This window comes from Rhizobium album, from assembly GCF_003122325.1.
GTDB classification, from domain to species: domain Bacteria; phylum Pseudomonadota; class Alphaproteobacteria; order Rhizobiales; family Rhizobiaceae; genus Metarhizobium; species Metarhizobium album.
In genome coordinates, this window is sequence record NZ_QFBC01000001.1 from 232,239 (window position 1) to 258,363 (window position 26,125).

Annotated in this window: 19 protein-coding genes; 11 read left to right on the forward strand and 8 right to left on the reverse strand. The window is 63.4% G+C overall.

The window, feature by feature from the left end:
* The 3 genes from zwf to DEM27_RS01190 form a co-directional block, all read right to left on the reverse strand.
* Nucleotides 1-1,473, reverse strand: coding sequence for a glucose-6-phosphate dehydrogenase (gene zwf / locus DEM27_RS01180; protein WP_109456355.1), 1,473 nt, complete (start codon nucleotides 1,471-1,473; stop codon nucleotides 1-3).
* 100 nt (nucleotides 1,474-1,573) lie between these two features.
* Entirely contained in the window at nucleotides 1,574-2,860 is a 1,287-nt protein-coding gene (locus DEM27_RS01185) for an NAD(P)/FAD-dependent oxidoreductase (protein WP_109456356.1), read from the reverse strand.
* 10 nt (nucleotides 2,861-2,870) lie between these two features.
* A complete protein-coding gene (locus tag DEM27_RS01190) occupies nucleotides 2,871-4,307 on the reverse strand; it encodes a glutamine synthetase family protein (protein ID WP_109456357.1) in 1,437 nt (478 codons plus the stop codon).
* A gap of 124 nt (nucleotides 4,308-4,431) precedes the next feature.
* On the opposite strand from DEM27_RS01190, the gene DEM27_RS01195 reads away from it, so the two are divergent.
* From DEM27_RS01195 to DEM27_RS01205, 5 genes are all read left to right on the forward strand, one after another.
* Nucleotides 4,432-5,613 carry a BaiN/RdsA family NAD(P)/FAD-dependent oxidoreductase gene (locus tag DEM27_RS01195; protein ID WP_109456358.1) on the forward strand — a complete coding sequence of 394 codons (1,182 nt, stop codon included), beginning with the start codon at nucleotides 4,432-4,434 and terminating at the stop codon, nucleotides 5,611-5,613.
* Nucleotides 5,614-5,775: 162 nt separating this feature from the next.
* Nucleotides 5,776-5,919, forward strand: a complete 144-nt coding sequence (locus DEM27_RS33825; protein ID WP_165823318.1) for a hypothetical protein — start codon at nucleotides 5,776-5,778, stop codon at nucleotides 5,917-5,919.
* A 371-nt stretch (nucleotides 5,920-6,290) separates the two neighbouring features.
* Nucleotides 6,291-8,819: a methyl-accepting chemotaxis protein gene (locus DEM27_RS01200; protein ID WP_109456359.1), complete on the forward strand. Its 2,529-nt coding sequence runs from the start codon at nucleotides 6,291-6,293 to the stop codon at nucleotides 8,817-8,819.
* Between the two features lie 60 nt (nucleotides 8,820-8,879).
* Entirely contained in the window at nucleotides 8,880-9,155 is a 276-nt protein-coding gene (locus tag DEM27_RS33450; protein WP_128755414.1) for a hypothetical protein, read from the forward strand.
* 20 nt (nucleotides 9,156-9,175) lie between these two features.
* The gene (locus tag DEM27_RS01205) at nucleotides 9,176-10,051 is read left to right on the forward strand and encodes a LysR family transcriptional regulator (RefSeq protein ID WP_109456360.1); all 876 of its coding nucleotides are present in this window, start codon (nucleotides 9,176-9,178) and stop codon (nucleotides 10,049-10,051) included.
* Nucleotides 10,052-10,146: 95 nt separating this feature from the next.
* Here DEM27_RS01205 and DEM27_RS01210 read toward each other — a convergent pair whose 3' ends face one another.
* Together DEM27_RS01210 and aceA are read right to left on the reverse strand one after the other, a co-directional pair.
* Nucleotides 10,147-10,389: an SMc00767 family acetate metabolism repressor gene (locus DEM27_RS01210; protein ID WP_109456361.1), complete on the reverse strand. Its 243-nt coding sequence runs from the start codon at nucleotides 10,387-10,389 to the stop codon at nucleotides 10,147-10,149.
* A gap of 30 nt (nucleotides 10,390-10,419) precedes the next feature.
* Complete coding sequence (aceA, locus tag DEM27_RS01215) at nucleotides 10,420-11,709, reverse strand: isocitrate lyase (RefSeq protein WP_109456362.1); 1,290 nt, start codon at nucleotides 11,707-11,709, stop codon at nucleotides 10,420-10,422.
* A gap of 219 nt (nucleotides 11,710-11,928) precedes the next feature.
* Here aceA and DEM27_RS01220 point away from each other — a divergent pair, with 219 nt between their 5' ends.
* The 5 genes from DEM27_RS01220 to DEM27_RS01240 all read left to right on the forward strand — a co-directional run bounded on the left by DEM27_RS01220 (nucleotide 11,929) and on the right by DEM27_RS01240 (nucleotide 17,719).
* On the forward strand, nucleotides 11,929-13,350 hold the full coding sequence (locus DEM27_RS01220; protein WP_109456363.1) for a helix-turn-helix domain-containing protein: 1,422 nt from the start codon (nucleotides 11,929-11,931) through the stop codon (nucleotides 13,348-13,350).
* A gap of 137 nt (nucleotides 13,351-13,487) precedes the next feature.
* Nucleotides 13,488-14,585: a polyamine ABC transporter substrate-binding protein gene (locus DEM27_RS01225; RefSeq protein WP_109456364.1), complete on the forward strand. Its 1,098-nt coding sequence runs from the start codon at nucleotides 13,488-13,490 to the stop codon at nucleotides 14,583-14,585.
* Nucleotides 14,586-14,818: 233 nt separating this feature from the next.
* Nucleotides 14,819-15,976 carry an ABC transporter ATP-binding protein gene (locus tag DEM27_RS01230; protein ID WP_109456365.1) on the forward strand — a complete coding sequence of 386 codons (1,158 nt, stop codon included), beginning with the start codon at nucleotides 14,819-14,821 and terminating at the stop codon, nucleotides 15,974-15,976.
* Nucleotides 15,977-15,988: 12 nt separating this feature from the next.
* On the forward strand, nucleotides 15,989-16,900 hold the full coding sequence (locus tag DEM27_RS01235) for an ABC transporter permease subunit (RefSeq protein WP_109456366.1): 912 nt from the start codon (nucleotides 15,989-15,991) through the stop codon (nucleotides 16,898-16,900).
* A gap of 3 nt (nucleotides 16,901-16,903) precedes the next feature.
* Nucleotides 16,904-17,719 (forward strand): ABC transporter permease, encoded by an 816-nt coding sequence (locus tag DEM27_RS01240; protein ID WP_109456367.1) that lies wholly within the window; start codon nucleotides 16,904-16,906, stop codon nucleotides 17,717-17,719.
* 4 nt (nucleotides 17,720-17,723) lie between these two features.
* Here DEM27_RS01240 and DEM27_RS01245 read toward each other — a convergent pair whose 3' ends face one another.
* Both DEM27_RS01245 and DEM27_RS01250 read right to left on the reverse strand, forming a co-directional pair.
* The gene (locus DEM27_RS01245; RefSeq protein ID WP_109456368.1) at nucleotides 17,724-17,969 is read right to left on the reverse strand and encodes a DUF6460 domain-containing protein; all 246 of its coding nucleotides are present in this window, start codon (nucleotides 17,967-17,969) and stop codon (nucleotides 17,724-17,726) included.
* Between the two features lie 29 nt (nucleotides 17,970-17,998).
* On the reverse strand, nucleotides 17,999-19,879 hold the full coding sequence (locus DEM27_RS01250) for an AsmA family protein (protein ID WP_109456369.1): 1,881 nt from the start codon (nucleotides 19,877-19,879) through the stop codon (nucleotides 17,999-18,001).
* Between the two features lie 163 nt (nucleotides 19,880-20,042).
* Here DEM27_RS01250 and DEM27_RS01255 point away from each other — a divergent pair, with 163 nt between their 5' ends.
* Nucleotides 20,043-21,995 carry an acetoacetate--CoA ligase gene (locus DEM27_RS01255; RefSeq protein ID WP_109456898.1) on the forward strand — a complete coding sequence of 651 codons (1,953 nt, stop codon included), beginning with the start codon at nucleotides 20,043-20,045 and terminating at the stop codon, nucleotides 21,993-21,995.
* A gap of 278 nt (nucleotides 21,996-22,273) precedes the next feature.
* Here DEM27_RS01255 and DEM27_RS01260 read toward each other — a convergent pair whose 3' ends face one another.
* On the reverse strand, nucleotides 22,274-26,107 hold the full coding sequence (locus DEM27_RS01260) for a PAS domain-containing sensor histidine kinase (RefSeq protein ID WP_109456370.1): 3,834 nt from the start codon (nucleotides 26,105-26,107) through the stop codon (nucleotides 22,274-22,276).
* Nucleotides 26,108-26,125 lie beyond the last annotated feature (18 nt).

Below are 26,125 nucleotides of genomic sequence, written 5' to 3' on the forward strand. Positions count from 1 at the left end.
TCAGCTTTCGTGCCAGGTGCGGCCGTCGCGCTCGATCAGCGCGATCGCCTGGCTCGGACCCCATGTGCCGGCGGTGTAGCCCTGAACGTTCTGCCCGGTCGCTTCCCAGGCCTTGAGGATCGGGTCCACCCACTGCCACGCGGCCTCGACTTCGTCGCGGCGCATGAACAGCGTCTGGTTGGAACGGATGACGTCGAGCAGCAGGCGCTCATACGCATCGGCGTTGCGCGCGTTGAAGGCTTCGGCGAAGCTCATGTCGAGCGAGACGTTGCGCAGGCGCATGCCGCCCGGGCCGGGGTCCTTGATCATCAGCGACTGCTTGACGCCTTCGTTCGGCTGCAGGCGGATGACCAGCTGGTTCTGCGAGATGCGGCCGGCCGCCTCGTCGAAGATCGAATGCGGGATCGGCTTGAAGGTGATGACGATCTCCGACATGCGCTCGGCCATGCGTTTGCCGGTGCGGATGTAGAAGGGCACGCCGGCCCAGCGCCAGTTGTTGATCTCGGCCTTGATGGCGACGAAGGTCTCGGTGTTGGAGACGCCGCCTTCGAGTTCTTCGAGGTAGCCCTTGACCGGGCCGCCGGCCGAAGCACCGGCCTTGTACTGGCCGCGTACGGTCAGCTTTTCGACGTTGGAGCTGTCGATGCGCTTCAGCGCCCGCAGCACCTTCAGCTTTTCGTCGCGCACTGCTTCGGCATTCATCGACGGCGGCACTTCCATGGCCACCAAGCAGACGAGCTGCAGGATGTGGTTCTGCACCATGTCGCGCAGGGCGCCGGCCTTGTCGTAATAACCGGCGCGGCTTTCCAGGCCGACGGCCTCCGACACGGTGAACTGCACGTGGTCGATATGGGCGGAGTTCCACAGCGGCTCGTAGAGCGCGTTGGCAAAGCGCAGCGCCATCAGGTTCTGCACCGTCTCCTTGCCGAGATAGTGGTCGATGCGGAAGATCTGCTCTTCGCGGAACACCTTGCCGATGGTGTTGTTCAGTTCCAGCGCCGAGGCGAGGTCGCGGCCGATCGGCTTTTCCACGACGATGCGGGTCGTCTTGGTGATCAGCTTGTTGTCGCGGATCTTTTCGGAAATGTCGCCGAAGATGCCGGGGGCGACGGCGAGATAGAAGGCGCGGACGCGATCCTTGCCGTCGTCGAGCAGTTCCTTGAGCTTGTCCCAGCCGGCATCGGAACGGGCGTCGACGGAAACGTAATAGAGACGCGCGCAGAATTTCTTGACTTCCGCTTCATCATATTCGCCCTTCTTGAGGTGTTCCTTCAGCGCCTCGTCGGCGAACTTGCGGTATTCCTCATGCGTCAGTGCGCTGCGCGACGCGCCGATAATGCGTGTCGGCTCCGTAAACTGGCCATCGAGCTGGCGATGGTAGAGAGCCGGCAGAAGCTTGCGTTCGGCAAGATCGCCCGTGCCGCCGAAGACGACGTAGTCAAAGGGCTCGACTGGAATGATTTGGCTGCTCATGAAGCGTCTCTCAATCATGCGTGGTTGGGAGCTCTTTTAATCTAATCGATTTAAAAAAGCCAGAGTGCGGTGCGGTAAAAACTCCCGAAAGCGGGAGGGATCAGAATCTGTCGCGCAAGGCATACCATGTCAGCGCCAGGAACAGCAGCGGCGAGCGCAAACGCGGCCCGCCGGGAAAAGGCGGGATCTTCAGCGCCTTGAACGGGTCGAGGCCCGTTGCGTCGCCTATCACCTCTTCAGCATAAAGCTTACCGCAATAATTTGACAGCATGACGCCATGGCCGGAATAACCGCCGATCGAGGTGACGCCGGGCATGACCTCGCGCACGAAAGGCTGTCGCGGCAGGGTGATGCCGACGAAACCACCCCAGGAATGCGTCATCTCGATGTCGGCAAGTTCCGGATAAAGCTCGGCAATCTGCTTGCGGATATGGACGGAGATATCGCTCGGATGGTCTGAGGTATAGGCCTCGCGGCCGCCGAACAGCAGGCGGTTGTCGCGACTCTTGCGGAAGTAGCGCACCACGAAACGCGAATCGGCAATCGATTCGTGGCCGGGAATGATGTGCGGAAAATCGTCGAGCGGCACGGTGGCGCCGATGAAGGAGCCGATCGGCATGACATGTGCCGCCGTCACCGGCTCCAGGCCGTTGATATAGGCGTTGGTGGCGATCAGCACCCGGTCGGCGGTGATCGTACCCTTTTCCGTATCGACGAAGACCTTGGCTCCGACCTTGCGGATGGCGGTGGCCCGCGTCAGTTCGTGAAGCTGCGCACCCGCCGCCTGTGCCGCCCTGGCAATGCCGATGACAAGCTTCAGGGGATGGATATGGCCGGTGCCGCTATCGCGCATGCCGCAATGAAACCGCTTCGAGCCGACCCGCTCGGCCGTCTCCGCCGCATCCATGAAGGACATATGCGGATAGTCGTAGCGGCTGGCGGCGATTTCGATGCTGTCCTTGTAGTCGCGCTCATGGCCCGGCTTATGGGCGACGTTCATCTGGCCGGGCATGTATTCGATATCGATGCCGTGCTCGGCGGAAAAGTCGTGCACGTATCTTTTGGCGCTTTCGGCAAGGTCGAAAAGGGTTCGCGCCGCTTCGTAGCCGAGCTTTTCCTCCATCTCTTCCGGCGCCCAGCGCTGGCCGGTGCCCATCTGGCCGCCATTGCGGCCAGAGGCACCGTCGCCGAAGCGGGCGCCGTCGATCAGAACGACCGAGACACCTGACTTCGCCAGGGTATAGGCGGCCTGCAGGCCGGTGAAGCCGCCGCCGATCACGGCGACGTCTGCTGTCTTCGATCCGTCAAGGGCCGGATAGTCCGGCCGTTCGCCCACGGAGGATTGATACCAGGTGATCCCCGGTGAAATCGGGCTCTGCCATGTCATGACCGGCTCCTCAGACGTTGAGAAGCAGGAACTCCCGCTCCCATGGGCTGATCACCTGCATGAAGGTCTCGAACTCACCGCGCTTGACGCCGGCATAGATGCCGATGAACTCACGGCCGAAGACCTCCTCGAAATGCGGCTCGCCTTCCAGCAGCGACACGGCTTCGAGCAGGCCGCGCGGCAGGTCGATAGAGCCTTCGTTGGCGGCATCCTCCGTCGGCGCGGTCGGTTCCACACCCTTGGTCATGCCGAGCCAGCCGCAGGCAAGCGATGCCGCCAGCGCCAGGTAGGGATTGGCATCCGAGCTCGGCAGCCGGTTTTCGACGCGGCGAGCGTTTGCATCCGACACCGGGACGCGGAAGGCGGTGGTGCGGTTGTCGTAGCCCCAGGCATTGTTGACAGGGCAGGACATTTCCGGCGTCAGACGGCGGTAGGAATTGACATAGGGGGCAAGCATGACGAGCGCGCTCGGCACGTATTTCTGCTGGCCGCCGATGAAGTGGAAGAATTCGCGCGAGGCCGAACCGTCCGGATTGGAGAAGATGTTCTTGCCGGTGTTGATATCGACCACCGACTGGTGGATATGCATCGCCGAGCCCGCCTGGCCCTGCATCGGCTTGGCCATGAAGGTGGCGTAGATGCCGTGTTTCATCGCCGCTTCGCGGATGGTGCGCTTGAACATGAACACCTGGTCGGCAAGCTCGATCGGATCGCCGTGGCGAAGGTTGATCTCAAGCTGTGCCGGACCTTCTTCATGGATCAGCGTGTCGATCTCCAGCCCCTGTTTTTCGGAGAAATGATAGATGTCGTCGATCAGTTCGTCGAATTCGTTGATGCCGGCGATCGAATAACCCTGGCCGCTGAGGATGGCACGGCCGGAGCGACCTTTCGGCGGATGCAGCGGATAATCGGGGTCGTCGTTCTTGGCAACGAGGTAGAATTCGATTTCCGGCGCCACCACCGGCTTCCAGCCGCGCTCGTGGTAGAGGTTGAGCACGCCTTTCAGCACGTTGCGCGGCGTATAGGGGCATTCGGCGCCATCGGCGCTGATGACGTCGCAGATCACCTGGGCGGTCGGATCGGTTTCCCACGGCACGACGGACAGCGTCGAAAGATCCGGCACCAGCTTGAGGTCGCTGTCACGCGCCTCGTAGCGGAAGCTTTCGGTTTCCTCGGGATAATCGCCGGAAATCGTGTGGCGGTAGATCGCCGACGGCAGCGCCAGCGAGGTATTGGAGGTGAATTTCGACGACGGCATCATCTTACCGCGCGGCACGCCGGCGAGGTCGGGGGTGATGCACTCGATGTCTTCGATGCCGCGGGCACGCAGCCATTGCGCCGCTTCCTTCCAGGAGGTTACGCCGCGCTTGGAGTTCATGGGGTCTGGGGGGACATTCGCCAATTTCGATGCTGCACCTGAGGTTTTGGGCGTCTTCTTGGAGGACATGTCTCACCGGTATGATGTTGATAACGGCTGCATCATAGCCGGAGTTTGGCAATTGGCGAGGGGGGAGGCGCGTTGACTTTTGACGAAATGATGCAAAAGACAGGGCCGGAACAGGGAGATCGGCGTGGCCGCAAGATATGATGTCATCGTGATCGGGGCCGGAGCCGCCGGGATGATGTGCGCCATCGGCGCCGGCCGGCGCGGGCGTCGTGTCGCCGTTCTCGACCATGCCAGGGCGCCCGGCGAAAAAATCCGCATCTCCGGTGGCGGGCGATGCAACTTCACCAACATCCATGCCGGGCATAAGAATTTCCTTTCGGCCAACCCGCATTTCGCCAAGTCGGCGCTTGCCCGCTTCACGCCGCAGGATTTCATCGCAATCGTCGATCGCCACGGCATCGCCTGGCACGAAAAGACGCTCGGCCAGCTGTTTTGCGACAACAGCGCCAAGGACATCATCCGCATGCTCACCGACGAGATGCGGGCGGCGGGCGCGGAACTGCGATTGTCCTGCACCATCGACACGGTGGAAAAGACGGCGACCGGTTTTCGGATCGTCACCTCCGAGGGGCCGTTCGAAGCCGCAAGCCTGGTGATCGCCAGCGGCGGGCGCTCGATCCCGAAGATGGGAGCGACCGGTTTTGCCTATCGGATCGCCGAGCAGTTCGGGCTCGCCATGGTCGAGCCGCGGCCGGGGCTGGTGCCGCTGACGCTCGAGCCCGGCCTTCTGGAGCGGCTTTCGCCGCTCTCCGGCATCGCCGTGCCGGCCGAGGTGCGCCACGGCAAGACGGCATTTCGCGAAGCGCTGCTGTTCACCCATCGCGGCCTGTCCGGCCCGGCCATCCTGCAGATTTCCTCCTATTGGCGCGAAGGCGACGAGATAACGCTGTCGCTGGAACCCGACATGGATTTCCTCGCCGTCCTCAAGACGGCGCGGCAGGCCAATGGCCGGCAGGCGGTGCAGACCGTCCTGGCCGATCACCTGCCGAAGCGGCTGGCGCAGTTCCTGGCCGAAGAGCAGGCGCTGAACGCCCCGCTGGCCGACCAGTCGGACAAGGCGCTGGGCAGGCTGGTTGCCGCCATCCACGAATGGAAGATCAAGCCGGCCGGCTCGGAAGGCTATCGCACAGCCGAGGTGACGCTGGGCGGCGTCGATACCGCCGGCATCGATTCCCGCAGCATGGAGGCCAAGGCCGTTCCGGGCCTCTATTTCATTGGTGAATGTGTCGATGTCACCGGCTGGCTGGGCGGCTATAATTTCCAGTGGGCCTGGGCGTCGGGCCATGCGGCGGGGGACGCCGCCTGAATTTGTCCATGATGAATGCCTGTGCCCGCCTCTTCAGTCATTGTTAACAGGCGAGGCCCATTCTGGCCTATGCCGGCGCAGCAGGACGCTGCAGACATGAGGTCGCCGCCGGCTGGCCGGCAGACGGCATGTTGTGTTCATGATGTGTTGAGGTAGAGCTCCATGACCAGGATGCACCGTCGCGCGCGCGCCATCGCTATCGCCGAAGCCAGAAATGCCAATGCCTACCTGTCTCTCAAGGTTTTCATCATCGCCGCCTGTGCCAGCGCGGCCTTCATCGCCCTTCCATCGCTCGACCTGTTCTGAAACCTGCTTTCAAGCTGATCCGTGGCGGCCCGCGGCGCTGCCGTATGCGGGCAGGGGAGGGCATTGTTCCATGAAGGGGCGACGCGCTTTTGAGATGCCTGCCAATGTCCATGGATGTGAGCATGCCGCAGCTTCTGTTCATGTATGAAGCGGTTCTGCGCAGAAACGGCCGGTCAATTAGAGATAAATTAACCCATCGCATTTCATCATGGTCGTTAATCGCTGTCTCTGACACGTGCCGCGGATAGGCTTGCGGTCGAACTGCCACGGGGTTGGCGGCGGTGTTGAATCTTTGCTCTCTAAAGTCTGAACGCACTCGGCTGCCCGCGAAAGGGCGGCAGGGGAGCGGTGTGTGAAAGGCCCAATCTGCCATGCTGATCGATAGCGTGTTGTCCCGTTTCAAGATCAAGACGAAGGTCCTGCTGTTCGTGCTGCCGTTCGTGGTCAGCATTTCGGCCGTCGGCTTCAGCGGCTTTTATGCGTCCGGGCTGCTTCAGGAGCGCATGGAAATATCCAACAACGTGCTGCAATCGCTGACAGGCTTCAAGGAGCTGTACGGCTCCATGGATGCCTTCCTCAAGGAGACGACGGAGGCGACCCGCTCCAAGGTGCAGAGCGACCTCGGGCTGCAGAGCGCCGTCCTCGGCGACACCCGCAGCCAGATCGGCGTCGACGCGGTCGGTTATGCCGATCTCGAAAAGGCCGGCAGCGACGTGACGGTGGTCTCGGGCCTCGTCGACAAGCTCTGGACCCTGCATCAGGATCAGCAAACGACCTACGGCGCCATCGACACGGTGCGCAAGGAACTGGTGAGCAGCCGCTACAACATCACTTTCGAGGTTTCACGCCTGGAACAGGCGATCCGCGTCAACGAAAGCCAGGCGAAATCCGTGCTGCGCGAGGCCGATCACCTGCTGAAGGGGGCGGCCTATCTCAGCACTTTCGGTTATGATTTCCGCAAGACGTCCGGAGCGGAAGAAAAGCTCAAGCTGGTGACCGAGCGCATCGTCGAACTCGGCAGGATGCAGCGGAACATCAACACATCCCTGCCGCAGAAGCAGAAGAGCATCGCGAAGTCCTTGACCGGCACCGTCAAGGATGTCACCGCCATGCTCGGCTCCGAAGCCCTGCCGGATGACAAGGTGACCGAGATCGGCCGCTTGCTGTCGCGCTTCATGCAGATGTCTTCGGCCATGCAGCTTGCCGCGCAGGAAAAGATGCAGGAAGCGACGAAGATCTTCGCCAGCCTCGATGCGCGCATGACCAAGACGCAGTCGGTCCTCGACGACTCGCGCAAGGTCGTCGATTCCATGTACAATCTGCAGATCGTGCTCGGCGATTTCCTCGCCGACATCAACACGGAAAACGAGGTCCGGCTTGGGCAGTCGCTGGCCGAACTGACCGACAATGTCGATGCCCTGGGAACCACCGCCGGTGACCTTGATTTCTATACGGTGCTTTCGGCCAAGAGCATGCCGGTCGTGCAGGGCATTGCCGGGAGTGCCGGCAAGCTTTTGGCGATCAAGGGCGACCGCGAAGGCAATTTCCAGGCAGCCCGCACGGCGATCGACTCCATCTGGAACGAACTGACGACCTTTGCCGAATTGCAGAAGCAGACGGCCGGCGCCGAACGCCAGGAAGCCAACGGCATCTCGATCGTCACCACCCTGTTCGGCATCGTCTTCGCCATATCCGGTGGCATCGCCCTGGTGCTGACGTTGCAGCGACCCATCGGCCAGATCACCGGCGCGATGCGCAAGATCGCCGACGGTTTCCTCGACACCGGCATCTCCGGCGAGGCTCGCCGCGACGAGATCGGCGACATGGCGCGTGCGCTCGGCATCTTCAAGGAGAATGCGCTTTCCAAGATCCGCGTCGAGGAGGAAGGGGCGACCGCCCGCCGCCACGCCGAGGACGAACGCCGCCGCAACGATGTCGAGAAGCAGGAAGTCGACCGGCAGATCGGCTTTGCCGTGGACGAACTCGCCGCCGGCCTCGGCCGTCTGGCGCAGGGCGACATTTCCACCACGATCGACACGCCGTTCACCGGGCGCCTGGAGCAGCTGCGCCAGGATTTCAACCAGTCGCTCGGCCGCCTGCAGGATACGATCAGCCAGATCTCCGGCAACGTGCAGATGATCCAGGGCAACGGCAACCAGATGGCGCAGTCGGCGGAAGACCTGTCGAAGCGCACCGAGCAGCAGGCGGCTTCGCTCGAAGAAACCGCCGCTGCCGTCGACGAGATCACGGTGACCGTGCGCTCGTCTGCCGAACGGGCTAGGGAAGCCGACGCCATCGTGCGCGAGACCAAGCGCAGCGCCGACGACTCCAGCGTCATCGTCGGCAATGCCATCGCCGCCATGTCGCGCATCGAGGATGCCTCGCAGCACATCGAACAGATCATCGACGTCATCGACGACATCGCCTTCCAGACGAACCTGCTGGCGCTCAACGCCGGCATCGAGGCGGCGCGTGCGGGCGAGGCGGGCAAGGGCTTTGCCGTCGTCGCGCAGGAAGTGCGCGAACTCGCCCAGCGTTCGGCCGATGCCGCCAAGCAGATCAAGGGCCTGATCGAGAAATCGACGACGGAAGTCAGCGCCGGCTCGCATCTGGTGCAGGAAACCGGTGCGGTGCTGACGAAGATCGGCGAGCAGATCGCCGCGATCAGCCAGCATGTCGCAGTGATCTCGACGGCGGCGCAGGACCAGTCACGGGCGCTGCAGGAGGTCAATTCCACCGTCAACCAGATGGACCAGATGACGCAGAAGAACGCCGCAATGGTCGAAGAAACGACGGCCGCGAGCCGCGAACTCGCCAATGAGGCCGATGCGCTGATGACACTCGTCCGCCAGTTCAAGCTGTCGAACGGCGGACGCAGCCGCCACGCCCGCGCCGCCTGATCACGGCATTTCGAAGCCACAAACCGCCGGGCGCGACCTGTTCGCGCCCGGCGTGTTTTTTTGCTGGAATTGTTCCAAGCGGCGGCCGTCATTTCATGGGCGGCATGGCGGTCCGGTCCGCAGCGCCTTGCGCACGGTGCCGAAGATCCGCGACAGCAACGGTTCGCGGCCGAAGGCAAGGTAGAATGCCTGTTCGTTGTCGCGATGATGAAATCGGGGTTTGGCCAGAGCTTCGGCGAGAACGGCGGCTGTGATCATGTCATGCATGGCGATGCTCCTTCGATTGAGAACATCACCTCTACTAAGCAGAAAAATCTGCGCTATAAACAGCCGTGAATGCACCAGGTCTTTCACGCATGAAAAACATCGGCTGGGACGCCTACCAGATTTTCCTGCTCGTCGCCCGCCAGGGCGGCTTGACCGGCGCTGCCCAGATTTCATGTCTGAGCCCGGCGACGGTCGGGCGGCGCATGCTCGATCTGGAGCGGGAGACGGGGCGGCCGCTGTTCACCCGCAGCCAGACCGGCTATCGCCTGACACCCGACGGCCAGGCGCTTTTCGACCAGCTGTTGCAGATGGAAGCCGCCAGCCGGGCGGTGGACCTGTGGAAACGGGAGATCGGCGCGCCCGCCCTGGTCCGCATCGCCGCCGGCACCTGGGGCGCCTGGCTGCTGCACCGCAATTTTTCGGCGATCTGTACCGACCTCGACGATTTTCGCCTGGAATTCTTCATCGCCGAGCGGCGGGCGAGCCTGGCGCATCGTGAATCCGACATCGCCATCCGCGCCGTGGAACCGGAAGAGGTCAACCTTGCGACCGTCAGGACCGGTACTGTGGCCTATGCGCCCTACAGGGCGCGCAGCGTGCGGGCCGGTGCCGCCCGCCGGTACATCGCCGTCGGGGAAGAGGAGGCGATTTCCGCCTACCTGCGTTGGCCGCATGAAAACAGGGCGGGCGAGATCACCGTGACCGTCAGCCGCCCGCGGTCGCTGCGCGACCTTGCCCTTGCCGGCGCGGGCATCGCGGTCCTGCCCTGTTTCGTCGGCGATGCGGATCCGCGGCTCGAACGGGCCGACGAGGAGATTGCAGAGTTGCGCCACGGTCAGTGGCTGGTGATGAACAGCGACGATCGCCATCGCCGCGAGATCCGCACGGTCGTCGACCGCATGACGAAGTTTTTCAAGGGACAAGCCGAGCTGTTTGCCGGCAGGCATCCCAATCGTGGTTTTTGAACCTGTCGGGTTCTTGCGGCAGAAACGAAAAACCGCCGGTCGCTCCAAGAGGCCGGCGGCTTTGAATTGTCCTCCCTGCAGCGATCCGCTGCGATTTACGCCGCAGCACCCTGGGTGACGATGACCGGGATCATCAGGTCACCCCAGTTGCCGCTGCCGCCGTGATGGCGCGCCGAGCGCACCAGTTCGACGGAAACACCCGCCTCGACCGCCTTCATGACCGACTGGTTCAGCCGGTGCAGGTCATTGGCCAGCATGCGGATCGCGGCCTGCTGGTCGTCGTTCATCGCCAAGGATTGCTGCTCGGCCCGTTCCTTGACGCGTGCGATGGATACCATTGTCTTTCCTCCTGGTTCGATGGATGCCGATCATTCCGCCGCCGGGCGGAACTGGTCGTGTTCGGTCGATTCATGCATGGCGGTCGTCGAGGACTTGCCGCCGGAGATTGCCATCGACACGGCGTCGAAATAACCGGTGCCGACCTCGCGCTGGTGCTTGGTGGCGGTGTAGCCGTTGATCTCTGCGGCGAATTCCGCTTCCTGCAGCTCCGAATAGGCGGCCATCTGCCGGTCCTTGTAGCCGCGGGCCAGCTCGAACATGCCGAAATTCAGCTGGTGGAAGCCGGCCAGCGTGATGAACTGGAACTTGTAGCCCATGGCGCCCAGCTCGCGCTGGAATTTTGCGATCGTCGCGTCGTCGAGGTTCTTCTTCCAGTTGAACGACGGCGAGCAATTGTAGGCGAGCAGCTTGCCCGGATGCGCCTTGTGCACGCCCTCGGCAAAGCGGCGGGCCTGGTCGAGATCGGGCTTGGAAGTTTCGCACCAGATCAGGTCGCAGTAGGGCGCATAGGCCACCGCGCGGGCGATGCAGGGCTCCAGGCCGTTCTTCACCTGGTAGAACCCTTCGACCGTGCGGCCGGCATCGTAATCCACGAAGGGCCGGTCGCGCTCGTCGATGTCGGAGGTGAGCAGCTTGGCGGCTTCGGCATCGGTGCGGGCGATGACCAGCGTCGGCGTGCCCATGACGTCGGCGGCAAGCCGCGCGGCGGTCAGGTTGCGGATATGCGCCGCCGTCGGGATCAGCACCTTGCCGCCGAGGTGGCCGCATTTCTTTTCCGATGCCAGCTGGTCTTCATAATGCACGCCGGCCGCACCCGCCTCGATGAAGGCCTTCATGATCTCGAAGGCGTTGAGCGGCCCGCCGAAGCCGGCCTCGGCATCGGCGACGATCGGCGCGAACCAGGTGTCGACCGAAAGGCCCTTGCCTTCCGAGGTCTCGATCTGGTCGGCGCGCTGCAGGGTACGGTTGATGCGCTTGGCAAGCTCCGGGGCGGCATTGGCCGGATAGAGCGACTGGTCGGGATACATCGCCGACGCGGTGTTGGCGTCGGCCGCGACCTGCCAGCCGGACAGGTAGATCGCCTTCAATCCGGCACGGACCATCTGCATCGCCTGGTTGCCGGAGAGCGCGCCGAGCGCATTGACGAAATCTTCGCTGTGAATGAGCTGCCACAGGCGGTTTGCGCCCTTTTCGGCGAGGGTGTGACGGATTTCCACGGAACCGCGCAGCCGTTTCACGTCCTCGGCGGTATAGGTCCGTTCGATGCCGTCGAAACGGCCAGCCGGGGCAGTCGGAACGAGATTGTAAAAATCGGTCATAATGCTTTTCCTTCTCCTCTCGGCGACGTGTTTTCCTCAAAGTCTTGTCGCCGTCTGATGTGAAGAGATTTACATCGCATTGCACAAAACGGCCAGAAAATTCGATAAATTCAGCCTTTGAAAGAGGTTAGGATGTCTTGCCTGTGACAGGCCGGCCGTGTAAATTTGTAAAATCTGTAAAGCTGCCGATGTGGCAAATATTGTCGGGAAACGTGACAAATGGCGGAGCACAAGATTTTTGCCGGCCCGCGCGTCCGGCGTATCCGCAACGGGCTGATGCTGACGCAGACGGCGATGGCCGAGGCGCTCGGCATCTCGCCGTCCTACCTCAATCTGATCGAGCGCAACCAGCGGCCCTTGACGGTGCAGCTGCTGCTCAAGCTCACCTCGGTCTACAAGGTGGATCTCGACGCGCTGCAGGGCGAGGCAAGCGGCGGCATCGCCGCGCTCCGCGAGGTCTTTGCCGATCCGCTGCTGGCCGGCGAGGTGCCGGGCGACCAGGAACTGATCGAGCTGTCCGAAGCCGCGCCGAATGCGGCGAGCGCCATGGTCAAGCTCTACCGCGCCTATCGCGAGCAGGCGGCGCGGCTGTCCGATCTTGCCGAACTGCTGGCCCGCGAAGGCCATGAAACCTCACTCTCGACGGCCCGCCTGCCGATCGATTCGGTTCGCGAGACGCTGGAGCGGCGCCCGAACCATTTTGCTCGGATCGAGGAGGCGGCCGAAGCCTTTCACGCAAAGCTCGCAGCCGGCGACGATCTCGCCGCGGCGCTGAAACTGTGGCTGAAGAACGAACACGGCATCGTCGTGCGCACCCTGCCGGTGCATGCCATGCCGAGCCTGCGGCGGCGCTACGACCGGCATTCCATGCGGCTTTTCCTCTCCGACCGGCTCAGCCCCTTCGACCAGCTGCGCGAGATCGCCTCGGAAGCCTGTCTGCTCGGCCTGAGCGATGACATCCTCGCCGAGCTGGAGGGCCTGTCGCTCGCCTCTCCGGAGGCGCGGCGCATCGCCCGCTTCGAGCTGGCCCGGTATGCCTCGCACGCGTTGATGATGCCTTACGGCGCTTTCCTGTCCGCCGCCCAGCGCGCCCGCTTCGACATCGACCTGCTGCGCGCCCGCTTCGGCGTGTCGTTCGAGCAGGCGGCGACCCGGCTGACCATGCTGGGGCGTCCGGGGGCGGTCGGCATTCCGTTCTTCCTGATGGAGATCGACAATGCCGGCAACGTGCTGCGCCGGGTGGGCGCACAGGGGTTTCCGGCGGCGCGCTTCGGCGGACAATGTCCCAGGCTGAACGTGCATGCCGCCTTCGCCCAGCCGGGACAGGTGCTGGCCGAAGCGGTGGAGATGCCCGACGGAGCGGCTTTCCTGACGGTCGCCCGCACGCTGGAAGGGCCGCAGGCGGGTTTCGGGGAACGGGTCAGGCGAACCGCACTTCTCGTCGGTTGCGATATCGGTTTTGCCGGTGATGTCGTCTACGGCCGGGCGGTCGCCGGCGCCATGCCGCCCCCGGTTGCGGTCGGCAGCGCCTGCCGGCTGTGCGAAAGGCAGGGCTGTCTGGCCCGCGCCGAGCCGCCGCTCACCCGCCCGCTCGGGCTCGACGAGATGGTGACAGGGCTCAGCGCCTTCGATTTCCAGTAGGAGATAAACTCTTCTTGGGACCAGACAATTCCCTCTTGTCGCCTCCGCATTTCCTTTCTAGTCTGTCCGCAAACAAGAAGACGGGGAAACTATCGGGTCCTGCCAAGAGCCTGAACGTCCGAAACAGGAGAATACTTATGACATCCAATTTGCTCCGCTTTGCGGCCGCTGCACTCGCTTCGGTCTGCCTCGCCGCGTCCGCGCAGGCGCAGGAAAAAGTCGTCCATGTTTACAACTGGTCCGATTATATTGACGAATCCATTCTTGAAGATTTCACCAAGGAAACCGGCATCAAGGTCGTCTACGACGTCTTCGACGGCAACGAAATCCTCGAAACCAAGCTTCTCGCCGGCGGATCGGGTTACGATGTCGTCGTACCGACGGCGCCGTTCCTCGCCCGCCAGATCGCTGCGGGCGTCTTCCAGAAACTCGACAAATCCAAGCTTCCGAACATCTCCAACATGTGGCCGGAAGTATCCGAGCGCCTGGCCAAGTACGATCCGGGCAACGAATATGCCGTGAACTACATGTGGGGCACCACCGGCATCGGCTACAATGTCCAGAAGGTCAAGGCAGCGCTCGGCGACGTGCCGATCGACAGCTGGGATGTGCTGTTCAAGCCGGAAAATGCCGAAAAGCTCAAAGGTTGCGGCATCAACATTCTCGATGCCTCGGATGAAACCTTCGCGATTGCCATGAACTACATCGGCAAGGACCCCGACAGCAAGGAAACGGCCGATCTGGAAGCCGGCGGCGACGTCTATGCCAAGATCCGCCCCTTCGTGAAGACGTTCAATTCCTCCGCCTATATCGACGAACTGGCGAACGGCGACAGCTGCATCAGCATCGGCTGGTCGGGCGACGTGCTGCAGGCCAGGACCCGTGCCGAAGAAGCCAAGAACGGCGTTGAAATCAACTATGTGATCCCCAAGGAAGGGACCTATATGTGGTTCGACAACCTGGCGATCCCGGCCGATGCCAAGAACGTCGACGAGGCGCATGCCTTCATCAACTACCTGATGAAGCCGGAGGTCATCGCCAAGGCATCGAACTATGTGCAATATGCCAACGGCAACCTCGCTTCGCAGTCGCTGATCGACGAAGCGGTCTTCAAGAACCCTTCCGTTTACCCGGACGCGGAAACGATGAAGAAACTCTTCACCATCTCGCCCTACGGCCCCAAGGAACAGCGCGTTCTGAACCGGGTCTGGACGCAGATCAAGACCGGCAGCTGATAGAGAATAGATCAAGCGGGGCACGAGTTGCCCCGCTCTTCGTTTAGGGCAATTCCAGCAAAAGTGCGGAGCGGTTTTGCGTCCGGAATTGCTTGCAAACAAAGAGATAGAGCGTTTTCGCGTTTCGGGAAAAGCCGAAACGCTCCAAGCATGCCGCTGGCCCGTCCGGGCGAGGGAAGGGTGGTGTGCCGTGATTTCAGACAGATGATTTTCAGGAAAGGTTGAGGCGGGGCATGGCGAAATCTCTTGGGCCGGTGAAACGCAAATTTACACCCTGGACGGATCCGGCGGCCCAGCCGTTCATCCGCTTCGAGAACATCACCAAGCGCTTCGGTACCTTCGTGGCGGTGGACAACCTGACCCTGGATATCTACGAGAAGGAGTTTTTCTCGCTGCTCGGTCCTTCCGGTTGCGGCAAGACCACGCTGATGCGCATGCTCGCCGGCTTCGAGGAGCCGACCGAAGGCCGCATCCTGCTGCAGGGCAAGGATATTTCCGGCGTGCCGCCCTATCGCCGCCCGACCAACATGATGTTCCAGAGCTATGCCCTCTTCCCGCACATGACGGTGGAAAAGAACATCGCCTTCGGCCTAGAGCAGGACAAGCTGCCGAAGGGCGAGATCGACACGCGGGTGCAGGAGATGCTCAAGCTGGTCAAGCTGGAGCAGTTCGCCAAACGCAAGCCGAGCCAGCTTTCCGGCGGCCAGCGCCAGCGCGTGGCGCTCGCCCGCTCGCTCGCCAAGCGTCCCAAGGTGCTGCTGCTCGACGAACCGCTCGGCGCGCTCGACCGCAAGCTGCGCGAGGAAACCCAGTTCGAGCTGATGGACATCCAGCACACGCTGGGCCTCACCTTCCTGATCGTCACCCATGACCAGGAAGAGGCGATGACCGTGTCCGACCGCATCGCGGTGATGGACAAGGGCATCATCATGCAGGTGGCGACGCCGGCGGAAATCTACGAGGCGCCGAACAGCCGCTACGTCGCGGACTTCATCGGCGACATCAACATCCTCGACGGCAAGGTGGTCTCCACCACCGCCGCCGGCGGACAGGCCGGCACCGTGCGGCTCGATTGCGGCGGCCTCGCCGTTGCCGTCGACCAGGAGTGCGCGGCGGTCGTCGGCAACGACGTCGCCTTCGCCATCCGGCCGGAAAAGGTGCGCATCTCGCTCGACAAGCCGGCGGACGACAGCGTCAACGCCGCTTATGGCGAGGTCTGGGATATCGGTTATCTCGGCGACTTCTCGCTTTTCCTGGTGAAGACGCAGGACGGCCGGGTGCTGCGCGCGGCGCAGGCCAACGTCGCCCGCCTCGTCGACCGGCCGATCACCTTCGGCGACATGGTCTGGCTCAGCTGGTCGGCGGATGCCGGCCTGGTGCTGACGCGCTAGGGGAGGCGGTCCATGTCCGAAGCCCACGCGCTCAAACCAAGCCCGGCCCGCTGGCTGGTCGTCATCTTCCCCTACGTCTGGCTGACGCTGTTCTTCCTGGCGCCGTTCCTGATCATCCTGAAGATCTCGTTGTCGGACACGGCGATCGCCATGCCGCCCTACACGCCGGTTTTTCAGGGCTTCGGGGCGATCGGCGATTTCATTTCGCAGCTGGATATCGAAAACTATATCTTCCTGACCGACGATCCGCTGTATATCGACGCCTATCTCTCGTCGCTGCGCATCGCCGTCATCTCCACCTTGCTGCTGCTGCTCGTCGGTTATCCGATGGCGCTGTGCATGGCGCGGGCCTCGGCCGGCATCCGCCCGACGCTGGTCATGCTGGTGATCCTGCCGTTCTGGACCTCGTTCCTGATCCGCGTCTATGCCTGGATCGGCATCCTCAAGCCGGAAGGCCTGCTGACACTTTTGCTGCAGACGCTCGGCATCTACGGGCCGGATGACCAGGTGCAGATCTTCCGCACGGAAACGGCCGTCTTCATCGGCATCGTCTATTCCTACCTGCCCTTCATGGTCCTGCCTCTGTACGCGGCGCTCGAAAAGCTGGACGGCACGCTTCTTGAAGCCGCCAGCGACCTCGGTTGCCCGCCGTGGAAGGCGTTCTGGAAGATCACCTTCCCGCTGTCGCTGCCGGGCGTCATCGCCGGCTCGATGATCTGCTTCATCCCGATCACCGGTGAGTTCGTCATCCCCGACCTGCTCGGCGGCGCCGAAACGCTGATGATCGGCAAGACGCTCTGGACGGAATTCTTCGGCAACCGCGACTGGCCGCTCGCTTCGGCCGTGGCCGTCATCCTGCTGCTCGTGCTGGTGGTGCCGATCATGATCTTCCAGAACCAGCAGCAGAAAGCCGAGGGGAAATAAGCCATGAAGTCAGGTCGCTTCGATACCACCATCCTCACCCTCTGCTTCGCCTTCCTCTATATCCCGATCATCATCCTGGTGATCTATTCCTTCAACGCCTCGAAGCTCGTCACCGTCTGGGGCGGGTTCTCGACGCAATGGTACCGGCAGATGTGGTCGAACGAGGGGCTGATGGACGCCGCCTGGGTGACCATCCGCGTCGGCATCCTCTCGGCCAGCATCGGCACGGTGCTCGGCACGCTGGCGGCGCTGACCCTGGTGCGGTTCACGCGTTTTCCCGGCCGCATGCTGTTTTCCGGGATGATCTATGCGCCGCTCGTCATGCCGGAAGTCATCACCGGCCTGTCGCTGCTGCTGCTGTTCGTCGCCGTCGGCATCGATCGCGGCTTCTGGACGGTGACGATCGCGCATACGACCTTCACCATGTGTTACGTGGCGATCGTCGTGCAATCGCGGCTGATCACCTTCGACCGCAGCCTGGAGGAGGCGGCGCTCGATCTCGGCTGCCCGCCGGTGAAGACCTTCTTCAAGATCACTCTCCCTTTGATCCTGCCGGCCGTCATCGCCGGCTGGATGCTGGCCTTCACCCTGTCGCTGGACGACCTGGTGATCGCGAGCTTCGCCACCGGGCCCGGTGCGACGACCCTGCCGATCAAGATCTACAGCCAGGTGCGCCTCGGTGTGACGCCGGAAATCAACGCCGCCTGCACCATTCTCATCGGCATCGTCACCATCGGTGTCATCATCGCCTCGGTCGTCACCAAGCGGCAGGAATACCAGCGCCAGCGCGACGAACATTTCGCGGCCAAGGGGGCGTGATGGTTCAGTCGCTGCGCGGCGGCAGGAAAAGATAGGTTAGCAGCCAGATCGGCAGGATGATCAGCGACCCCAGCACCATGTTGGGGATCGCCCAGGCGATGGCGCGTTCGAGAAACAGGCGGATATCGTCCTCCGTCAGCCCGGCAAAGGTCAGCAAGCTGTTGGTGGTGATCCCGAAAAAGGAAAGCGCCGCGCCCAGGAGAAGGGACGCCAGCGCGATCTTGAGCATCGCGGCAAGCAAGCGCAGCACCGAACATCCCCCATCCGGCTGATTCGCAATTATTCTAAGGGTTTTCCCGTCAGGATAGAAATGGGGGAAATCACCGGGTCCGGCCAGGAGCCGCCGGCGAAGAACGGCAGCGGCTGCACCGTGTCGTTGCCATCAGCCGGTTTCAGCATGCCGGCCAGCGCCATGCCGTTGGTGCCGTAGGGGATGACGCCCGACAGCGTCAGCGTCTCGTTGCGGCCGATGATGCGGGCGGTCTTGATGGTGGCCGAACCCTTGGCGAAGTCCGCGACGATTTCGGCATTGTCGAAATCGAAGTTGCGGCTGCCGGCCTCGCTGAGCTGGAAGAAGGTCTTGCTGGCCGCCAGGCTGCGGAATGCGGTGGTGTCGAACTGTTTTAGCGATCCGGTGCCGGTATACATCTTGACCGAGCCGGAGATGTCGTTGGCGCTGGTCGCCCAGACAGGCTTGTCGGTCTTCAGCGTCAGGTCCAGCGAACCGATGCCGAGCGGCAACGAGCCGGAAAGCGGAATGCGTGCCGCAGCGGCGGCAAGATCGGCATCGCGGATCGAGATCGCCAGGTTGCCGCCGCCCTCGAAGCCGCTTTCGGCGACGTCCATGTGGGCGATCATCTGGCCGCCTTCGAATTCGCTGTCGCCGATATCGAAATTCGCCTTGCCCTGCGCCACCAGCACGCTGGCGCCGACATCGCGCAGATCGAAGGGGGACAGCGCCGCCGTCTGCGCTGAAAGCCGGAGATCGACGTCCAGCTGCCGCAGGAAGGTAGCATCCGCCGTTTCGTCCGGCGTGCCGCCGGCCGGCACATTCAGCGAGAAGGCGGAGAGGAAGGCACGCACGTCGAGCTGGTCGAAGGCGAGCGTGCCGGTCATCTTCGGTCGCCGCCCTTGCGGCAAGGTGAGGTCGAGGACGCCGGAGGCATTGGTGTCGTTGATGGCAAAGCGCAGGTTGTTGAAGCGCACGCCGGAATCGGCCGTCATCAGGTCGGCGCTCATCGAGGCGCTTTTGAGCAGCGCGACGCTCGGCAGCTTGGCGCCGCTCCAGGCGAGCAGGCCGGGAATGTCGGCGGCATTGATCTCTACCGCACCGGAAAGGAAGGCGGTGCTCGCAAGGTTCGCCACACCGTCGAAACGCGCCGTCAGAACCGGCGAGGAGAAGGAGAGCGAAGCGGTCGCATTGCGGCCGGAAGCAAGCAGCAGCGGCTGCGAGGATGCCAGGTCCATCTTGACGTCGTGGTCGAAGATGCGCAGCAGCACATAGGCCTTGACGGCGTCCTGCAGGCTCGGCCAGTCGATGTCGGCGGAAATCCCGCCAAGCTGGAAATGCGCGCCGCCGGCGTCCTGGAGCTCGACCGTGCCGTCCTCGATGGTGATCGAGCCGATACGGGCATTGAGATTGCGTTCGAGGACCTGACTGTTGCCGCCGCCGGGCTTCACCTCGGCCAGCGCCCGCGCCAGCAGGCCCTTGTCGGTCCAGTCTATCGCGCCGCTCGGGGCGCGCGTAAGAAAGAGATGCGGCCGCACGAAATGGAAATCGCGGAACTGCAGCTGTCCGCGCAGGGCCTTGACCAGGCTGAAGGAGGCCGACATGCGGTCGATCCGGGCGATCTCTTGCCGCGCGTCGCCGTCACGTTTCTCGATCGTCACGTCCTGCAGCGTCAGGCGCGGAACCGGCCAGAATTCCAGCTCCGGCGAGCCGCCGATGATGGCGCGATGGCCTGTCCAGCTGGAAATCGCCCGCTCCATGCCGTTGCGGACGAGGCTGGTGGAAATCAGGTAGGGCGCCGACAGCCTGATGACACCGAAGATGCAGAAAAACGCGACCAGGGCGATCAGCGTCACGCGGATGATCGACTGGCGTGATCGGTTGATCCTGCGAAAAATCCGGCGCACAAACCGCGTACGAGATTGGGTCATGGTTCAGCGGGGCCGCCTTTTTTCCACTCCGCAGCGGAGCCTTTCAGCGGGATAGCGGATTTATCGCGCCTGCGCAAATGCGTGTCGTCTCCGGCGGGATGGAAGGCCACTTTATAATGCGATGCAGCATGCTATACAGGACAAAAATGCGCAGGAGGACAGCATGATTGACGAAGCCCCTCTGTGGGTCCCATCCGACCAGATTCTCAAAGACAGCCCCATGGCGAAATTTATCGCCTGGTGCGGCGAACGCCATGGTGTGAATTTTACCGATTACGATGCTTTCCACACCTGGTCGGTCGAGCGCCGCGACGATTTCTGGACGGCGATCTGGGATTTCTGCGGCGTCAAGGGGGCCCGCGGCGAACGGGCGCTGATCGACGGCGACGTTATGCTGAAGGCACGGTTCTTTCCCGATGCCGAGTTGAACTTTGCCGAGAACCTGCTGTCGCGTACGGGCGCCGGCGACGCCCTGATCTTCCGCGGCGAGGACAAGGCGAGCGATCGCTGGTCGTGGGACCGGCTGACCGCCCTCGTCTCGAGGTTACAGCAGGCCTACCGCGCCGCTGGTATCGGCAAGGGCGACCGGATCGCGGCGATGATGCCGAACATGCCGGAAACCATCGCCGCCATGCTGGCTGCCGCCTCGATCGGTGCCGTCTGGTCTTCCTGCTCGCCGGATTTCGGCGAACAGGGCGTGCTGGACCGTTTCGGCCAGATCGCCCCAAAACTGTTCATCGCCTGCGACGGCTACTGGTATGCCGGCAAGCTGCAGGATGTCTCCGCCAAGATCGCCGCCGTCACCGCCCGGCTCGGCGTGCCCTCGGTGATCGTGGCTTATGCCGGCGATGCCGCAGCCGTCGCGGCGGCGACGCCGGATGCCACGACGCTTGAGGATTTCGTCGCGCCCTTCGAAGCGAGGCCGGTGGAATACGTCGCCCTGCCGTTCAGTCATCCGCTCTATATCCTGTTTTCGTCCGGCACGACGGGCGTGCCGAAATGTATCGTGCATTCGGCCGGCGGCACGCTGCTGCAACATCTGAAAGAGCACCGGCTGCATTGCGGCCTGACGGAAGGCGAGCGACTTTTCTATTTCACCACCTGCGGCTGGATGATGTGGAACTGGCTCGTCTCCGGTCTCGCCATCGGCGCCACGCTCTGCCTGTTCGACGGCTCGCCGTTCCATCCCGATGGCAATGTGCTGTTCGATTATGCCGCGGATGAAAAATTCGCCATCTTCGGCACCTCGGCGAAATATATCGATGCGGTGCGCAAGGGCGGCTTTACGCCGCGCACCACCCACGACCTTTCCAGCCTGCGGCTGATGACCTCCACCGGCTCGCCGCTGTCGCCCGAAGGTTTTTCCTTCGTCTACGAAGGCATCAAGCCGGACGTGCAGCTTGCGTCGATCTCCGGCGGCACCGACATCGTTTCCTGCTTCGTGCTCGGCAATCCGCTGAAACCGGTGTGGCGCGGCGAGATCCAGGGGCCGGGGCTCGGCCTCGCCGTCGATGTCTGGAACGACGAGGGCCAGCCGGTGCGCGGTGAAAAGGGCGAACTGGTCTGCACCAGGGCTTTCCCCTCCATGCCGATCATGTTCTGGAACGATCCGGACGGGGCAAAGTACCGTGCCGCCTATTTCGAGCGTTTCGACAATGTCTGGTGCCACGGCGATTTCGCCGAATGGACGCCGCATGGCGGCATCGTCATCCATGGCCGGTCCGATGCGACGCTCAATCCGGGCGGCGTGCGCATCGGCACGGCCGAGATCTACAACCAGGTCGAACAGATGGAAGAGGTGGCGGAGGCGCTCTGCATCGGCCAGGATTGGGACGACGACGTGCGTGTCGTGCTGTTCGTCCGGCTGGCGCCGGGCGTGACGCTCACCGACGATCTCGTCAAGGCGATCAAGACGCGCATCCGCACCGGCGCCTCGCCGCGTCACGTTCCGGCAAAGATCGTCGCCGTTGCCGATATTCCGCGCACCAAGTCCGGCAAGATCGTCGAGCTTGCCGTGCGTGAGGTCGTTCACGGCCGGCAGGTGAAGAACAAGGAGGCATTGGCCAATCCCGAGGCGCTCCACCTGTTCGAAGGCCTGGCGGAACTTGGCCGGTAAGGCGGGACAGGGCTGTCCGGCAAGCGAAAGGCGCGGTCAGCCAAGTTCTTGCCGGTGAAAGATCGGTGTCGCCGGTAACCACTTGTTAAGGCGCGGCTTGCGAATGTGTGACCAGCAAGGCGCCCTTGTATCGAGGGCTGCTCTATCGGTTTCCGGCGCCCGATGCGGCCGGTTCGAACCCTTGTTGAACAGCATAGACTCATAAAAAGGCGGCCCCGTGCCGCCTTATTTTTACTGCGTACTTGGCGCGTCTCGAAAGACGCGCGCCGATGTAGTGTTCAGTTCGCCAAAACCCGCGGCGAGGGGAAGGTGATCTCCACCAGCGTGCCCTCGTTGGGGGCGGAACTGATGGAAAACTGGGCGCGGTTGGCATCCACCATCGCTTTCGTCAGCGGCAGGCCGAGACCGGTGCCGTCGCCACGCTTGCGGGACGTCGTGGCCACCTGCCGGAACGGTTTCATCGCCTGCTCCAGTTCCGAGCGGGTCATGCCGACGCCGGTGTCGCGGATGCGCAGCACGACGCTGCCGTTCGTCTCATACGAGGTCGAAACGACGATCTGGCCGCCGGACGGCGTGAAACGGATGGCGTTCGACAGGATGTTGAGCGCGATCTGCTTGATCGAGCGCAGGTCGGCCACCACGTGCGGCACCGATTGCGACAGGGCGGTGCGGATGATGACGCGCTGGCTGTTGGCCTGCGGCTGGATCAGCGCCACGGCCTCCGACAGCGTTTCGTTCAGCCCGACGGCGATGAAGTCGAGATCCATCTCGCCGGCTTCGATCTTGGAAATGTCGAGCAGGTCGTTGACGATGTCGAGCACATGGCGCCCGGAGCGGCCGATGTCGTTGGCATATTCGATGTAGCGCGGATGGCCGATGGCACCGAACCGTTCCGTCGCCATCATGTCGGAGAAACCGATGATGGCATTCAGCGGCGTACGGATCTCATGGCTGACGCGGGCGAGGAATTCGCTCTTGTGGGCATTGGCGGTTTCCGCCGCCCGCTTGGCGTTGCGCAGCTCCTCCTCGGTGCGTTTCCACTGGGTGATGTCGCGGATGACGGCGCAATAACCCTCCGACGAGGTCAGGCGCCCCATGGTCATGAACAGCGGGATGAAACCGCCGGACGCCTCGCGGCCGATCACTTCGCGGCCGTCGTTGAGCACGCTCGCCACGCCATGCCCGGCCAGCGCGGCGAGATAGTCCATCACCGACTTCTGGCTTTCATGGGCAAAAAGCATGACGAAGGGTTTGCCCTGCGTCTCCTCGTTGTCATAGTTGAACAGCGCGTTGGCCGAGCGGTTCATCGAGCGGATCTCGCCGTCATGACCGAGGATGACGACGCCGTCCGTCGCGGTTTCGAGGATCGAGCGCAGTTCCTCCAGTTCCCCCTGCACGCGCGCGAGCCGGGCGCGGATGCGGTCCTGCCGGCCATCCGCCTCTTCCATGTCGGCCACCGTTGCGGCGGCGAAGGACTGGCGTCCGCCGAGCGGCATCAGCGCCAGCATCAGCGCGTTGCCCTGTTCCCAGCGGATCGATTGCAGCCGGGCCATGACGGGAACCAGCAGGTCGTCGGAGCGCACCAGCGTCAACCCGCCGGGCTGGCCGGAATCCTCGTCGAGATCCTGCCGCTGCAGCAGGGCGTCGAGACCGCCGACCTCTTCCAGGGCAGCCAGCGTGTCGTAGCCGGTCAGGCGCAGGAATTCGGGATTGGCGTGGATCAGTTCGTCGCCGGCATGCACCAGCAATGCCACCGGCATCTGGTCGATGGCGCCGGCCGAAAGCCCTTCCTCCATCTGGGCGCGCGGCGGGATGAGCGAAGCGAGCACGTCCAGCGGGGTTTCTTCCGTCGGGCCGTCTTCCTCGGCCTGCGGTTCCCCGGCATCCGCCTCGATATCGTCATCGGCTTCAGCGGCTATGTCGAGATCATCTGCCTCTTCGGCTTCTTCCGCGTTTGAGACAGCGGCATCGTTCCCGGAAGGTTGCTCTTCGTTCAGCGGCGCGGACAAAGCCTCGCTATCGGCGGGCGTCAGCGCCGTGTCCCGATCGTCGGCGGGTATCGTTTCGGAAGCGGCCTGCGTCTCGGCGATATCGTCCACAGGCGCCTGCGTGGCCTCGTCGTCGCCGGCCTGGTTGAGCGGCTGCAATTGCCGGGCGATCTCGCGGAAGGCGGCCTGTTCGACGGCGCTCAGCCCCTCGCGGCCGCGCAGGCGGCGCTCTTCGAGGCGAATGACCTTGTCGGAATGGCGGCGGTTGGGGGTATCGACCAGGCGCAAGGCCGGGCGCTCGCCCCAGGGCAGCATCAGCGACGCCTCGTCGCGTGCCCTCTCGCCTGGCTGGCCGTCGGCCGGTTCGATTTCCTCATCGGGGGCACTGCCGGCATCAGCGGGCGGCGCCATGTCGGGAACATCGCCTGCCGTATCGGTATCCGGCAGCGATACGGCAGCCTCAGGCTGTTCGACGTCGGCGGCGACGGCTTGCGGCTGCACGGTCTCGGCTTCCTCTGGTTCCGCTCGGGCGGGCACCGCGGTCGCGCTTGCGCCGATGTCTTCCCCCGTCAGCGCCCCGGCGGCGAGCGACAGGCCGAGTTCCAGCGGGTCGCTGACCGCATCGGCGAGGCGCACGATGCCAAAACCGCGAAAACCGTCGAATTCGCGGTTGCGCGTATAGGTCGGCAGGGCGGCGAGATCGACGGGCACCTTCAGCGTCGTTCCTTCGATCGGCCAATGGATCGTCTTGCCCGACCAGGTGTCGCGCTTGCCGAGCAGTTCGGCGATCTTGCCGTCCGGATCGAGGTTGAAGAGATGGGCGATATCGGTGAAGGCAACGCCGTTGATCGACGAGGCGTGCGGACCGACCGCCTTGGCGAATTCGTTGGAAACCTCGTTGAAACGGCCCTCGGCGTCGATCTTCCAGACGAAACGCGTGGCGCGCGCCTGCGGATTGAAGACAAATCCGCTGTCCTTCGCGGGAGCATCACCCGCCTGTTGCGGCCTCTCTGCCACGGATGCCGCCGCAGCCTCTTCCGGTTGCTGGTCGCAAATCGGCACGGTTTCCGTAGGAGTTGCTTCATCGGGGGGCGACATTTCGCTGTCGTCGTCGGCTTCCTCCGGGGCCGGCTCGCCATCTTCCATCGTGGAAGGCAAGTCGGTGGCACCAGGCAATTCGGAGGCTTCCTCGACCGGCCGGTCCGTCTCGGCCTCCTCGGGAATTTCGGCCGCATCGGGCGTATCGATGACGTCTTCCACCTCTTCGATCGTCGAAATGGCGTCAATCGCCGCGGCATAGTCGTCGCCCGGCTGTGCCGGTGTAGCCGGTACGTCTGCCTCGACCTGCTGGTCGGGTTCGGCCAGCGGCGCCAGCGCATGCGTTTCGTCTTCGATAGTCCCGACAGCGGGCTGCACCGGCGCGGCCTCGGAAAAATCCTCGGTCGGATCGAGATTGCCGATGACCATCTCGACGACGAACAGCAGGTGCAGGCCGGGCTCGTCCGAGAGCTTGCCGACCGCTGCCGGCAGGTAACCGCGGCCGGTCGGGATCGGACGTTTCATCAGCCGGTCGGGATGGTTGCCGACCATGGTGACCAGGGCACGCGCCGTGTGTTCGGTGATGCCCAGGCGCTCGAAACGCTCCGAAGCGGCGATGATTTCGCCGTCATTGCCGAGGACCGCCATATGCGTATCGGGATCGTCGAACCCTTCGAGCATCTGCCGGGCGCAGTCGCGGCGGTCCATCGCCGTCGTCTTCAGCGGAACGGAAAACAGCACGGCATCCTCGCCGGCCGGCGTCTGCAGGCGCTCGACCGTCGCCTGGACGCTGATACGCTGGAAGCCGGACGCGATTCGCACAAGAAGCGAACGGCTGTCGCCGTCTTTGCCGAGCTGCCGTGCGGTGGCTTCCATCTGCCGGAAGGTCACGTCGTTGCGGTTGGGGCCTTCCTCGAGGAAATCGTAGATGCCGGGATTGCCGAACAGTCGTGCGCCTGCGCCGTTTGCCCACAGCACCCGGTCCATCGCCGCTGAAAACAGCACGATGGCTTCGCCGCGGGCAAACCGGTCTTTCACGCGCATGTGCACGGCGATGTCGATAAACGGGTATTGAACTGCGGGCATAACAAATCCTGTACGCGG

Excerpts from the sequence above, each read along its gene's own strand:
- DEM27_RS01220 (WP_109456363.1), top strand. The coding sequence starts at position 11,929 with ATGGCGGAGCACAAGATTTTTGCCGGCCCGCGCGTCCGGCGTATCCGC.
- DEM27_RS01190 (WP_109456357.1), bottom strand. The coding sequence starts at position 4,307 with ATGTCCTCCAAGAAGACGCCCAAAACCTCAGGTGCAGCATCGAAATTG.
- DEM27_RS01210 (WP_109456361.1), bottom strand. The coding sequence starts at position 10,389 with ATGGTATCCATCGCACGCGTCAAGGAACGGGCCGAGCAGCAATCCTTG.
- DEM27_RS01260 (WP_109456370.1), bottom strand. The coding sequence starts at position 26,107 with ATGCCCGCAGTTCAATACCCGTTTATCGACATCGCCGTGCACATGCGC.
- zwf (WP_109456355.1), bottom strand. The coding sequence starts at position 1,473 with ATGAGCAGCCAAATCATTCCAGTCGAGCCCTTTGACTACGTCGTCTTC.
- DEM27_RS33825 (WP_165823318.1), top strand. The coding sequence starts at position 5,776 with ATGACCAGGATGCACCGTCGCGCGCGCGCCATCGCTATCGCCGAAGCC.
- DEM27_RS01200 (WP_109456359.1), top strand. The coding sequence starts at position 6,291 with ATGCTGATCGATAGCGTGTTGTCCCGTTTCAAGATCAAGACGAAGGTC.
- DEM27_RS01185 (WP_109456356.1), bottom strand. The coding sequence starts at position 2,860 with ATGACATGGCAGAGCCCGATTTCACCGGGGATCACCTGGTATCAATCC.
- aceA (WP_109456362.1), bottom strand. The coding sequence starts at position 11,709 with ATGACCGATTTTTACAATCTCGTTCCGACTGCCCCGGCTGGCCGTTTC.
- DEM27_RS01225 (WP_109456364.1), top strand. The coding sequence starts at position 13,488 with ATGACATCCAATTTGCTCCGCTTTGCGGCCGCTGCACTCGCTTCGGTC.
- DEM27_RS01255 (WP_109456898.1), top strand. The coding sequence starts at position 20,043 with ATGATTGACGAAGCCCCTCTGTGGGTCCCATCCGACCAGATTCTCAAA.
- DEM27_RS01205 (WP_109456360.1), top strand. The coding sequence starts at position 9,176 with ATGAAAAACATCGGCTGGGACGCCTACCAGATTTTCCTGCTCGTCGCC.
- DEM27_RS01250 (WP_109456369.1), bottom strand. The coding sequence starts at position 19,879 with ATGACCCAATCTCGTACGCGGTTTGTGCGCCGGATTTTTCGCAGGATC.
- DEM27_RS01235 (WP_109456366.1), top strand. The coding sequence starts at position 15,989 with ATGTCCGAAGCCCACGCGCTCAAACCAAGCCCGGCCCGCTGGCTGGTC.
- DEM27_RS01240 (WP_109456367.1), top strand. The coding sequence starts at position 16,904 with ATGAAGTCAGGTCGCTTCGATACCACCATCCTCACCCTCTGCTTCGCC.
- DEM27_RS01230 (WP_109456365.1), top strand. The coding sequence starts at position 14,819 with ATGGCGAAATCTCTTGGGCCGGTGAAACGCAAATTTACACCCTGGACG.